This window comes from Empedobacter sp. GD03797 (genome assembly GCF_029842105.1).
Taxonomy (GTDB): Bacteria; Bacteroidota; Bacteroidia; order Flavobacteriales; family Weeksellaceae; genus Empedobacter; species Empedobacter falsenii_C.
In genome coordinates, this window is record NZ_JAOCFS010000007.1 from 1 (window position 1) to 12,892 (window position 12,892).

General features: G+C 33.2%; 11 protein-coding genes. 5 read left to right on the forward strand and 6 right to left on the reverse strand.

Translation table 11 applies throughout. The annotated features are described in order from the left end of the window. Positions 1 to 371 precede the first annotated feature (371 nt). The 4 genes from N5D90_RS07005 to N5D90_RS07020 all read right to left on the reverse strand — a co-directional run bounded on the left by N5D90_RS07005 (position 372) and on the right by N5D90_RS07020 (position 4,557). Positions 372 to 1,313 (reverse strand): YihY/virulence factor BrkB family protein, encoded by a 942-nt coding sequence (locus tag N5D90_RS07005; protein WP_114999060.1) that lies wholly within the window; start codon positions 1,311 to 1,313, stop codon positions 372 to 374. 99 nt (positions 1,314 to 1,412) lie between these two features. Continuing rightward, the gene (locus N5D90_RS07010; protein ID WP_280062016.1) at positions 1,413 to 3,017 is read right to left on the reverse strand and encodes a pyruvate dehydrogenase complex dihydrolipoamide acetyltransferase; all 1,605 of its coding nucleotides are present in this window, start codon (positions 3,015 to 3,017) and stop codon (positions 1,413 to 1,415) included. A gap of 5 nt (positions 3,018 to 3,022) precedes the next feature. Beyond that, a complete protein-coding gene (pdhA, locus tag N5D90_RS07015; RefSeq protein WP_114999057.1) occupies positions 3,023 to 4,027 on the reverse strand; it encodes a pyruvate dehydrogenase (acetyl-transferring) E1 component subunit alpha in 1,005 nt (334 codons plus the stop codon). A gap of 56 nt (positions 4,028 to 4,083) precedes the next feature. Further along, complete coding sequence (locus N5D90_RS07020) at positions 4,084 to 4,557, reverse strand: cytidine deaminase (RefSeq protein WP_038337075.1); 474 nt, start codon at positions 4,555 to 4,557, stop codon at positions 4,084 to 4,086. 107 nt (positions 4,558 to 4,664) lie between these two features. Here N5D90_RS07020 and N5D90_RS07025 point away from each other — a divergent pair, with 107 nt between their 5' ends. Further along, positions 4,665 to 6,191 (forward strand): YifB family Mg chelatase-like AAA ATPase, encoded by a 1,527-nt coding sequence (locus N5D90_RS07025; RefSeq protein ID WP_280062017.1) that lies wholly within the window; start codon positions 4,665 to 4,667, stop codon positions 6,189 to 6,191. Between the two features lie 94 nt (positions 6,192 to 6,285). Here N5D90_RS07025 and N5D90_RS07030 read toward each other — a convergent pair whose 3' ends face one another. After that, the gene (locus N5D90_RS07030; RefSeq protein WP_280062018.1) at positions 6,286 to 9,201 is read right to left on the reverse strand and encodes a VIT domain-containing protein; all 2,916 of its coding nucleotides are present in this window, start codon (positions 9,199 to 9,201) and stop codon (positions 6,286 to 6,288) included. A gap of 239 nt (positions 9,202 to 9,440) precedes the next feature. Between N5D90_RS07030 and N5D90_RS07035 the strand changes: the two genes are divergently transcribed. Then, entirely contained in the window at positions 9,441 to 9,614 is a 174-nt protein-coding gene (locus tag N5D90_RS07035) for a hypothetical protein (protein ID WP_180905924.1), read from the forward strand. Between the two features lie 67 nt (positions 9,615 to 9,681). Here N5D90_RS07035 and N5D90_RS07040 read toward each other — a convergent pair whose 3' ends face one another. Further along, a complete protein-coding gene (locus tag N5D90_RS07040) occupies positions 9,682 to 10,656 on the reverse strand; it encodes a PhoH family protein (protein ID WP_038337083.1) in 975 nt (324 codons plus the stop codon). Positions 10,657 to 10,732: 76 nt separating this feature from the next. Here N5D90_RS07040 and N5D90_RS07045 point away from each other — a divergent pair, with 76 nt between their 5' ends. From N5D90_RS07045 to N5D90_RS07055, 3 genes are read left to right on the forward strand one after another with little or no spacing between them, the layout of a single operon-like run. After that, entirely contained in the window at positions 10,733 to 11,575 is an 843-nt protein-coding gene (locus N5D90_RS07045; RefSeq protein WP_114999051.1) for an S-adenosyl-l-methionine hydroxide adenosyltransferase family protein, read from the forward strand. A 40-nt stretch (positions 11,576 to 11,615) separates the two neighbouring features. After that, a complete protein-coding gene (locus N5D90_RS07050; protein WP_038337072.1) occupies positions 11,616 to 12,161 on the forward strand; it encodes a CopD family protein in 546 nt (181 codons plus the stop codon). A gap of 1 nt (position 12,162) precedes the next feature. Continuing rightward, complete coding sequence (locus tag N5D90_RS07055; RefSeq protein ID WP_280062019.1) at positions 12,163 to 12,891, forward strand: ABC transporter permease subunit; 729 nt, start codon at positions 12,163 to 12,165, stop codon at positions 12,889 to 12,891. Position 12,892: the final 1 nt, after the last annotated feature.

Here is a 12,892-nt window from a genome sequence, read left to right on the forward strand (position 1 = left end):
GATTTTGGGTATTAAAATCAAGACCTCAACAAAAAGGCTAAAATGAAGCATTCTGCGCGAAAAGATTTAAAAACCTATCGGCTAAATCTTTTTCTTCGCTTCGAACTTTTCATTTATGAACGCCTTTTTATTGAATGGTCGTTTTAAATTTCGTTAAATTAAGATAACTCTTCTTTAATTATTAATAGAATGTAATACTGAAACAAATTCAGTACTACAGAATAAACTTTAGTTTTTACTGCAAAGGATGATTAGACGATGATGGTTTGCTGAATTAAGCAAAGCAACAGCGGATACTTTTGGGTTATCGACTCGGGAGAAATTGTCGCGAAGCGAGAATAACTATTCAAAAAAAGGCATTCAATATATTATTAATCGATGCTTTCGTAATCGTGTTTTTCTGCAATATGATCAATAAAAGATACTTTTCTGAGCTTCGCATTTCGTTTTGGAATAATAGGGTAACCTTTGGCTTCGGCAAATACTTTTGTGAATTTCGCGCCGAAATATAGAATTGTTGCAACATAATAAATCCACAACAAAAGAATAACCAATGAACCTGCCGACCCAAAAATGGTAGAATATTTGGAGTTCGCGATATAAATACCAATTAAATATTTTGCAATAAAGAATAGAATCGCCGTAAAAACAGCTCCTACAAAAGCTGGCTTTGCTTTGATACGTGCATCGGGAAGAATTTTGAAAAGAATATAAAATATCAAAATCGAGATTGAAATACTCAATGTATTATTAAGAAGAATCACTGTGGTCTTCGTCATAATGGTATCGAGTTCGAAAAGACTGAAAATTTCTTCGCCAAATGATACTAAAACACTGTTGAGAATTACCGTTGCGATAAGTACGATTCCAAGCGATAGAATGATAAGAAACGAAAGTCCTCTATTGATCACAAATTTTAACCATGCTCTTCTTGGAACTGCTTCGACACGCCAAATGAGATTGAGGCTATCTTGCATATCGGTAAACATTGTTGTAGAACCAAAAATCAAAATTCCGATACCTATATATAATGCAAGCGAACTATCTCCTGAAATGGTAGAATTTGTGACAAAATTTTGTACAGCTAAAGCGACATCTGGACCAACAATATTTTTAAGCTCATAAAACATTCGGTTTTCGATAGCATCTTTCTTAAAGAATAAACTTGCACTGGAAATTACAATCAGAATTAATGGAGAAAGTGAAAATAATGCGTAATAAGTTAACGAAGCACTCAATTTCATAATTCGGTCTTCACCAAATTCGACAATTGTCTGTTTTAAAATATTAAAGTAAAATTTTAGTTGCTTCATTAAATTGGTTTAGAGATTAAAGATACAAATTCATAAAATCTATAACAAAAAAAAGACCATTCGATGAATGGTCTTTAAAAATATATCTTAAATCTTAGCTTACACTAACATTGTAACAGGATTTTCGATGTACATTCTTAGCGTTTGTAAGAATTGTGCACCCGTAGCTCCGTCTACTGTTCTGTGATCACAAGCTAAAGACAATTTCATTGTGTTACCAACTACAATTTGTCCGTCTTTTACAACTGGTTTTTGAATAATTGCACCAACTGATAAGATACAAGAGTTTGGTTGATTGATAATCGATGTGAATGATTCGATTCCAAACATTCCTAAGTTAGAAACTGAGAAAGTAGATTTGTCCATTTCGTCAGCTTTTAATTTACGATCTCTTGCACGACCTGCATAATCTTTAACCTCAGCAGAAATTTGAGCAAATGATTTTTGATCTGTATTTTTAACAACAGGAACCAATAAACCATCTTCTACAGCTACTGCAACACCAATATTGATATCTCCGTGTTGAATAATTTCTGCATCTGTCCAAGTAGAATTTACAGCTGGATGTTTGCGTAATGCCATAGCACATGCTTTAACAACCATATCGTTGAACGAAATTTTAGTATCTGGAACAGCGTTTAATTGTTTACGCGCTTCGATTGCGTTATCCATATCCAACTCAACATTTAAATAATAATGAGGAGCTGTAAATTTAGATTCAGCCAAACGTTTTGCGATAACTTTTCTCATTTGAGAATTTGGAATCACTTTATCTTCTCCAGAAACAAAAGTTTGAGCAGGTTTAACTGATTCAGATTTTGCTTCCGCTTTTGGTTGAGCAGATGGTTGATAATTTTCGATATCTTTTTTCACTATACGTCCATTATCACCAGAACCTTTCACCTCAGCTAAATTAATTCCTTTATCTTTTGCAATTGTTTTTGCTAATGGAGATGCAAAAATACGATCAGAAGAAGAAGTTTCTTCAACCTTATTATTTACATCTAATTGTACAACTACTGGTTTTTCGTCATCAACAACTTCTGTAGAAGCTGCTGGAGCAGCAACTTTACCTCCGTTTGCTACAATTGCAGAAACATCAGTACCAGCTTCACCAATAATTGCTAAAACAGAATCTACTGGCGCAGGCTCGTTCACTTTAGCACCTTGATATAATAAAACACCATCAAATTCTGATTCGAATTCTTGCACTGCTTTATCTGTTTCAATTTCTGCTAAAATATCACCTTCCGCAACTTGATCTCCAACATTTTTGTGCCAAACAACTACAGTTCCTTCTTCCATTGTATCAGAAAGACGAGGCATTGTAATTACTTCCACATTTGCAGGAATTTCTGCAGCAGGTTTTGCTTCTTCTGTTTTTGTTTCGCTGGGAGTTGATTTTTCTTCTTTCACTTCAGCAGTTGCTTTTGCTCCACCTCCGATTAAACCTGAAATATCTTCTCCTTCATTTCCGATGATTGCTAAAACTTCATCAACATTTGTTGATACACCTTCTGCAACACCTTGATATAATAATACTCCGTCAAATTCTGATTCGAATTCTTGGATTGCTTTATCTGTTTCGATTTCTGCTAAGATATCACCCTCAGCAATTTTATCTCCTACATTTTTGTGCCATTTTACAACAGTTCCTTCTTCCATTGTATCGCTTAAGCGAGGCATTGTAATAATTTCTGCCATGGTTTTTAGTTGTTTTCGATTTTATCTAAAAATGGATAATTTTCTTCTGAATAGATATAATCATACATTACGTGTTCTTCTGGATAGTTAGAGTTTTCTGCAAATTCTGCACATTCTTCTACCATCACTTTTACTTCATCAACAATTGCATCTAATTGTTCTTTAGTTGCCCAATTGTTTACTAAGATGTGATTCTCAACATTCAAGATTGGATCTTCTTGTTTGTACTCTTCCACCTCTTCTTTTGTACGATAAGGCTCAGCATCAGACATAGAGTGACCTCTATAACGATATGTACGTACATCTAAGAAAGTTGGTCCATCTCCACGACGCGCTCTTTCGATAGCTTCGTAAGCGGCTTCTGCAACTTTTACAGGATCCATACCATCTACAGGCATACAAGGCATTTCGTATCCTAAACCTAATTTCCAAATATCTTCGTGGTTAGCAGTACGAGAAACAGAAGTTCCCATAGCGTATTGATTGTTTTCGCACACAAAAACAACTGGTAATTTCCAGTTCATCGCCATGTTAAATGTTTCATGTAATGTTCCTTGACGAGTTGCACCATCTCCCATTAAACAGATTGTAACACCATCGCGGTTGAAGAATTTATCACCAAAAGCAATTCCTGCTCCTAATGGAATTTGTCCACCAACGATTCCGTGTCCACCATAAAAATTATGTTCTTTACTGAAAACGTGCATAGATCCTCCTAAACCATGAGAAGTTCCTGTTTCTTTACCACATAATTCAGCCAAAATACGTTTTGGATCTACACCCAAAGCCATAGGCCAAACGTGACAACGATAAGCAGTAATCACATGATCTACACCAGGCTTCATTGCATGAATAAAACCAGCTGGTAAAGCTTCTTGTCCATTGTATAAATGTAAGAAACCTCTAATTTTTTGCTTTAAATATAATGAACGACACTTATCTTCGAAGCGACGCCAAAAAGTCATATCACGATACCATTGTAGGTACGTTTCTTGCGTTAATTTTTCCATAATTGCACAATTCCGTTGGAACAAATTTAAACTAATCTATTTAGTGTACAAAATTGCTACCCTAAAAATTCATCAGTAAAATGCAATGGAAGCAAATCTTTAGCAGAATTTATCACCAAAACATCGCCTTCTTTTCCAGATAAAATAATTTCGATTGGTTGCGATTGCTTCTTTTCGATCTCTAAAATATATTGACGACACATCCCGCATGGAGGCAATGGATAATTGACATTTGGCGTAGAAACAGCCAATTTTTCAATCTTAATATTCGGGAAGTTTGCATTTACATAAGCCAATAAACCTCTTTCGGCACAAGTTCCGACTGGGTACGAAGCATTTTCTTGATTTGAACTCGAAAAAATTTCTCCATTTTCTAATTGAACAGATGCACCAACATTGAAATTAGAATAAGGAGCATATGCATTCAACGAAATATCATAAGCCTCTTCTACTACTTTTTTTTGTTCTGCTGCAAGCTCAGATTTACTCTCGAATCGTTCAAATTCAAAAGAATATTTTTCTTTTTTCATATAGAATTTACACCGAAGTGTGTTATTTAATTAATTATTAAACACTTAAATCCTTTCAGCTATTTTATTCAATAGAAAAAGGAAGTAAATTTATAAAAAAAGATTTTATGTTGGTAAAAATTTTTGCAAGTGCTATTTTCGGAGTTTCCGCACAAACCATTATTGTGGAAGTTAATATTGATCAAGGTGTCGGTTATCATTTGGTTGGTTTGCCCGATAGCGCAATAAAAGAAAGTAATTTTAGGATAAATGCTGCACTAAAAAATTCTGATTTGAAATTACCTGGTAAAAAAATCACGATTAATATGGCGCCAGCAGATTTACAAAAAGAAGGTTCTGCCTATGATTTACCAATCGCAATTGGAATTTTAGCAGCTTCTGAACAAGTAAATTCTGAACAACTCAATAAATATATAATGATGGGCGAATTATCGCTCGATGGTTCACTACGACCTATAAAAGGTGCATTGCCGATTGCAATACAAGCAAAAGAAGAAGGTTTCGAAGGAATTATTTTACCCAAACAAAATGCAGACGAAGCAGCAGTTGTAGAAGGAATCAATGTTTTTGCGGTTGATAACATCAGAGAAGTTGTTGATTATTTTAACGGAGAAATTATTTTGCAACCTCATCAAGTCAATTTAGATGATTATTTTTTTAGTGAAATGAATAATTATCCTTTCGATTTTGCAGATGTAAAAGGTCAAGAAAATGTAAAACGTGCGATGGAAATCGCTGCTGCAGGCGGACATAACATTATTTTGATTGGTCCTCCAGGAAGTGGAAAAACAATGTTAGCCAAACGAATTGCTTCTATTCTTCCGAAAATGACTATTCAAGAAGCGCTTGAAACGACAAAAATTCATAGCGTTGCTGGAAAATTATCTAACAAATCACTCATTGTAAGTCGTCCTTATTCTAGTCCCCATCATTCTATATCGGATGTGGCCTTAGTCGGCGGCGGTTCGTATCCGCAACCTGGAGAAATTTCTTTGGCGCATAATGGTGTTTTGTTTTTGGATGAATTACCCGAATTTAAACGCACTGTTTTAGAAGTTATGCGTCAACCTTTGGAAGATCGAGAAGTCACAATTTCGAGGGCGAAATTCACGGTGAATTATCCTGCAAGCTTTATGTTGGTCGCCTCAATGAATCCAAGTCCTAGTGGTTATTTTATGGATGATCCAAACAACACTTCCTCTTTAGCGGAAATGCAACGTTATATGAATAAAATTTCTGGACCACTTTTAGACCGAATTGATTTGCATATCGAAGTGAATCCTGTTCCGTTTGATGATTTGTCGCAAGAACGTCGTGGCGAAAAAAGTGCTGTGATTCGTGAACGTGTGATTAATGCAAGAAATATTCAGACCAAACGATTTGAAAACACAAAAGTTCATTATAACTCGCAAATGGGACCAAAAGAATTGGATGCTTTTTGTGATTTAGACGATTATTCGAAGAATTTAATCAAAGTTGTTATGGAAAAATTAAATCTTTCTGCTCGTGCGTATGACCGAATTATTAGAGTTGGACGAACAATTGCTGATTTAGATAATTCAGAAACTATTCTTTCGAAACATATTAGCGAAGCGATTCAGTACAGAAGTTTGGATCGTAATCAATGGATGTGATTATTGTAGAATGTAGTATGTATAACCCGTTGTGCGTTATGTGTTATGTGTTATGCAAAAAAAGGAATCTCTTTCAAGATTCCTTTTCCATTTACTAAAATTCAAATTCACCAACCAAAATTCCTTCACCACCAGAATTTGGCTTATTATTTTGGAATGTAATCATTTTCTTCACTTGTTTTCCCGAGCTATACATCAAGTAAATCTCTGCCGAAATAGTTGTTGGTCCCGAAATACTCATTTGTCTTTCTCCGAAAAAATTAGTTTCTATTTTATATTTTCCTTTAATCGCTTTTTTCAACATAAATTGTTCTGGTCCGAAACCTTGCGTCACGTCTTCGCTCATTCTTCCTCCAATCGCAGTTGAACGATGTCCGTAATAACATTTTTCGCCATTTGGATCGGTCACCCACAAATCAATATCGGTCATATCTTTGTTCCAATTCATCACCACACGAATATCAACTGGAACGTCTACTATGATATCTTTATTGATTTTAGACAAATTCAATTCTTTGCGATGAAGCGAAATCAAATTATTAATTTCAGGCACAATAATCTCTGTAATATCGCGATCGCGATTAGCAATTTCTATCGAATAATCGTTTGTCAATACTTTATATAAATGCTCTAAAGCCGATTGATATTGCTCATTATCTTGTAACGCCAACGCATAATCTCGATAACTTTGCGCATCAAAAGGTCGCCAATCTAATACTTTTTTCGTAATAAATAATTCGGTTTGATATTCCTCAATTTCTTTCAATTTGTATGCTAACATTTTATACAATTCGGCATCTTCCAATCCTAAATCTGCAATCGAGCTTAAAATTTTAAGACCAGTTTCTCTTTCCTTTTTCTGAAAGAAAAATGTTGCCACATCAAAATAATACGCAGGTGTTTCGGCATAATCTTTTCTCAAATCTAAATAAGTTTGATATGGATTTTTAGATGCTTCTATCAACTTCATATATTCTTTATCCGATTTTACATTAACTATTTTAATTTCTGGAACCGAAGCTGATGATACATCCTTCATTTTTTTATCTGTAACAAGCATATTTGCACTACTCGCTCTACTTTCTCTTCTAGTTGTTCCATATGCTGTAACAGAAACAGCTTGTATATCTGCAGAAACTTCTCTTTCTTCAATTGCAATCCCTTCCGCTCTTCCTTCTAATGCAACTGAAACTAAAACAGAATCCGCAACAGGTTTTGGATATTTCGGTTTTACATATTTAAAATCTTTCTTCCACCACTCTTTCAATTCCTTTGCTTTCGCAATTGCATTTTTCAACAAATCAGCTTTTCGAGTTTCTTTTTGTTCAAAACCTTGTTTCGATAATTTATTAAATTCATTTTGCAATTCTGCTGGTGGATTGATTTTATACTTTACATAATCCGAAACATTTTCCAAAACAATCAAACTTGTGTTCGATGTTACAATCGAAAATTGTTTCCCAATTTCTTCAATTTCTGTTTTATTTTGCTCTGGATTCAATTCCAAATAATTCACTTTACTTTGCGCCCAAATTTTACTGATTTCAAGATTTTGAGTTGCTTTACTCAAATCCAATTCTTTGTTGAATTCCACTTTTCCATTTCGTCCAAACATCATCGTTAATTTTGCATTTGGATACTGAGAAATTCCCGCAATCGAAATTCCATTACTCACATCATTTGTCGAAATAGGATAAACTTCTCCTGCTGTATTGTTGATAATTCCTAAGAATTGAACCGAACTTTCATTGATTTGTTTGAACGCATTTTCTACAGAATTTTCATTAAGATTGATGAATTTTCCACCAGCTTTTTGCGCAATCATTTTCAAAACACCATAATTAGAAGTCGGCGAAGACGCAATCGTATAAAAAGGTTTATCTATGTTAAAAATATTCGAGCCAAAAGATGAAATTCCATCCGAAAACAATAAATATTCGTCTGCTTTCAGATTTGTTGGAAGAATTTTTGCATAATTTGTTCCTCCATCATATGTCACATTTTCCAAATATTTTTTCAATTCTGACCAATCACCATTTTTAATTTGAAACAATCTCGATTTTTCCAAAGAAATATTCAACAACGAAACTTCAATATTTAGATTTTTTTGTTGAGAAATAATTTTATCTAAAAATTCTAATTCTTTTTGATGATTTCGTTTCAAACCACTTAACGAATTATCCCAAATTATTCCGATATTTTTCGACCAAACTTTAGGTTGAGATTTTGCATCAACCAATAAATTCGCATAAAAATAAAACGAACCATCTACATTTTTCTGAACAAAAGATTCTACATTATTCGGAGATTTTGGAAGATTAATAATTAATGATTTTTTAGGTGTAAAATCTGTTTTCGACAAATTTGCTTCATATATATTACTATTTTCAGAAAAATTGAACGAACCATCTGGCGTTTCTACCAATTGTGGTTTTCCAGCAGCATTGAACACTTTTGTTGTCAAATTAAACTTCGCAATCTTCTTCGAAGAATCTAATGGCAAATGATATTGATACGACGATTTATCCAATTTCAATTCTTGGTAATACGACAACTGAATCGTACGCGATCCTTTTGCTGGAATCGGAGAAATACGAGTTCGGAAATTATTTCCTTCTACTTTTTCGATAATTCCAGGATCGACATTTTGCTTCTGAATACTTTCGAAAACCTCAACCGCACGCGCTTTTGTCACAGGAACTGCATTTCGAAGTTTTCCATTAATATCAATTGCATATCCGCTAACAGTCGTGTTTTCGGGCAAAGGAAAAACTAAATTCCCTTCGAGATTTCGACTTGACGAATTTGTAAAAACTAAAGTTGTTGTCGTTTTGGCTAGATTTCCAAAAATCTCAACTTGCACATCCATCGATTGCAAACTCACAGAATTTTCGTCTGGACGTTCACCGATTTCGATACGCGGAAATCCAATTCGGATATCTTGCGCATTTATTTTTGTAGAAAAAAACATTCCAACAAAAACAAAGAAAAAAGAAAATAACTTTTTCATATTGTTTGATTTGTAAGTTAGATGCAACAAATTACAAAAAGGTTGGTTGATGTGAAAAAGTTTTAAGTGTTGAGTTGTTAGTTATAAGTTTATTTCAGATTTCCTCTTTTCGTCGGAAGGATACTTACTTGATTCATATTATTAAAATTATCTTTCTGAACCTTATTTTAAGACTGAATATTTTTTACATAAATTAGAAATAAATCATTATATTTGATTGAATTACAATTTATAATAAAATGAAAAACATATTATATATAACGGGATTAGTTTTAATATTAACTTCAATTTTATTAATCTTAGAATTTTCTGATTCTAATAGAATGAGCTTAATTGCAGGAATGATTTTGCCAATAGGATTAGCATTTAACATTTTAGGTTTTACTTTAAAAACTAATCCACTAAAAGAATAATTTAATATTCTGCCATAAATATTAAATCGAAAAGCCAATTGCTCTTAGAAACAATTGGCTTTTTGATTTATTTTTTAATATCTATTTTTTCTCGCTCTTTGTCTTCACTCACTTTGTAAGCTTTCAAGACTTCGCGAACAATCTTGTGTCGAACAACATCTTTATCATCCAAATAAATAAATCCGATATCTTTTACATCTTTCAATATATTAATCGCTTCACGTAAACCAGATTTTTGTTTTGGTGGTAAATCGACCTGACCAGGATCTCCGGTAATGATAAATTTAGAATTTTTTCCCATACGCGTCAAAAACATTTTCATCTGAGCATAGGTTGTATTTTGTGCTTCATCAAGAATTACAAAAGCTCCGTCCAACGTCCGACCACGCATAAATGCTAAAGGCGCAACTTCTATCACTCCTTTTTCGGTATAAGACGAAAGTTTCTCGAACGGAATCATATCTTTCAACGCATCGTACAAAGGTTGTAAATATGGATCTAATTTATCTTTCATATCACCTGGTAAAAAACCTAAATTCTCGCCAGCTTCTACGGCAGGACGTGTCATAATAATTCGGCGAACTTCTTTGTTCTTCAATGCTTGTACCGCCAACGCAACAGCCGTATAGGTTTTTCCCGTACCAGCAGGTCCAATTGCAAACACCATATCTTTGTTGTAAACAGTTTGTACCAGCTTTTGTTGATTAGGCGTTTGAGGTTTGATGATTTTACCATTTACACCGTGTACAATAATTTCATCTTCTTTTTTCATTTGAAGCATTTCATTATTATCTTCGGTCATAATGATTTCGAGTTCGCGATCAGATAGTCGATTGTATTTGTGAATATGCTGAATTACTCGTTGCATTTTTTGGTCAAATACTTTCAGAACATCTTCATTTCCAAACACTGTCAACTCTCTTCCGCGAGCAACAATCTTTAATTTTGGATAATATTCTTTGATTCTTTTTAGATGTTCATTATTAGCACCATAAAAATCTTGAGCATTAATTTCGGCTAATTCAATATTAATTTCTGTCAAATGAGATTGTTTTTTTGGTTCACTTACACAAAAATAAAGAATAATAAACAATATATTTGCTAATTATTAGAGAATAGTGGCAATTATTACATTAACATCGGATTTTGGAGTCAAAGATTACTTTGTTTCTAGCGTTAAAGGCGCAATTCTAAAGGAATTGGCCGATGTTACGATTGTAGATATTTCGCATCATGTTAATCCTTATGATTTATCTGAAGCTGCCTATATCATTCGTAATTCTTACGAGGAATTTCCCGACGGAACTATACATATTATTGGGATTAATGCCTTAAGTACGCCTTATCAGAAGCCGATTTGTGCATTAATCAATCATCATTATTTTATTTGTGCAGATAATGGAATTTTATCCTTGATTTGCCAAAAAAATCAACCAGAAGAAATTTACGAAATCACTGCTTATCCAGAAGGAATAGACAGTCTATTTCCAATGAAAAATTGTTTTGTGCCAGTTGCATGTCACTTGGCGCGCGGCGGAGTTCCTGCTCTTTTGGGGAACAAACGTACCGAAATGAAACAATTGAATGAATTGAAACCAATTTATCGCGATGATAAATATATCATTGGAAATGTGATTTATATTGATCATTTTGGAAATGTTGTAAGTAATATTTCGAAAGATTTTTTCGATGAAATTGCACAAGATAGAAAATATAAAATTTTGCTTCGTCAGAAAGATTTCTCGATGACCGATATTACTGTTATTTATGAGCATTACAATGAGGTTGTACAAGATTTTAACAAAGAAGTGCAAGCTTTTGGACGAACATTGTGTTTGTTTAATTCGGCAGGATTTTTAGAAGTTACGCTTTACAAAAGTAATCCAACGATATCAGGAGGTGCGAATCAGTTAATGGGATTGAAGAAAAACGATACAATTACAATTGAATTTGAAAATTAACGCTGAGAAAATTTAGTATTAGAGAGTTTACAATAACTATATGACTTATAATTATTTAATATACAAAGCAATACACGTTATTTTCGTGGTAAGTTACTTTGCTGGTTTATTTTACATTGTTCGTTTGATGATTTATCATACAGAAACGCAACAAATGGAAGAACCAAAAAAATCAATTTTGCAGGATCAATATACCTACATGGAGAAAAAATTATGGAATGTAATTACCGCTCCTGCTTTGGTTATTTTGATCACAATGGGATTGAATATGCTTTACAAAAATCAAGGTTTGTTGCATATGCCTTGGATGAAAAGTAAATTGGGGATGATAAGTGTTTTATTAATTTATCATTTTTGGTGTTGGCGAACGTTGAAACAAATCCAAAATAAAGTTTTCAAATACACTTCTGTTCAACTGCGAATGATGAATGAATTGGCAACAATTTTATTATTTGTTATCGTATTTGCTGTCATTCAAAAAACAGATTTTGGTCGAGATTGGTATTGGTCAATTGTCAGTTTCTTTGGTTGCGGTATACTACTTATGCTTATTGTGCGTTTAATTAATCGTAATAATAAAAAATAACATGTGGACAATCTTCAAAAAAGAGTTTTCCAATTTTTATTTAGGCTTCACCGCTTATTTAGCAACCGCAACATTTGTTATCGTTTCGGTTTTGTTCCTTTGGTTTTTTGATAACGAATTCAATGTTTTCAATACAGGAAATGCAACTTTAAATAGTTTTTTCTTTGTCGGACCTTGGATTTTTCTATTCATGATTCCTGCTTTAACCATGAAATTAATCGCGGAAGAGCAAGCAAATGGCACATTATTGTGGTTATTCACACTACCTATAAAAAACAACCAAATTATTTGGGGCAAATATTTAGCAGTCGTTTCAGTTGTCATTTTTTGTTTGCTTTCAACTTTTTTGTTCACCATTACGTTGCAAGAATTTTTGATGCCTGAACAAGAACTAGATTACGGAACAATTTTTTCTGGCTATTTAGGACTTTTCTTTTTAGGATGTTTATTCACCGCAATTGGTTTATTTACCTCATCTATCACCAAAAATCAAGTAATGGCTTATGTTTTGGCGGTTTTCTTTTGCTTCATTATTTTTTATGGATTCGAAAGTTTAGCATCATATAATTTACTTGGTTCGATGGATTTCTATGTTCAAAAAATTGGAAGTTTTACACATTACAACCAGTTTTTGAAAGGAATTATTGACTCACGAGATTTACTTTACTTTTTGATTTTGATTGGAATTTTAAATCAAATTTCAATCGTTAATCTTGAAAATAAAAAATAGT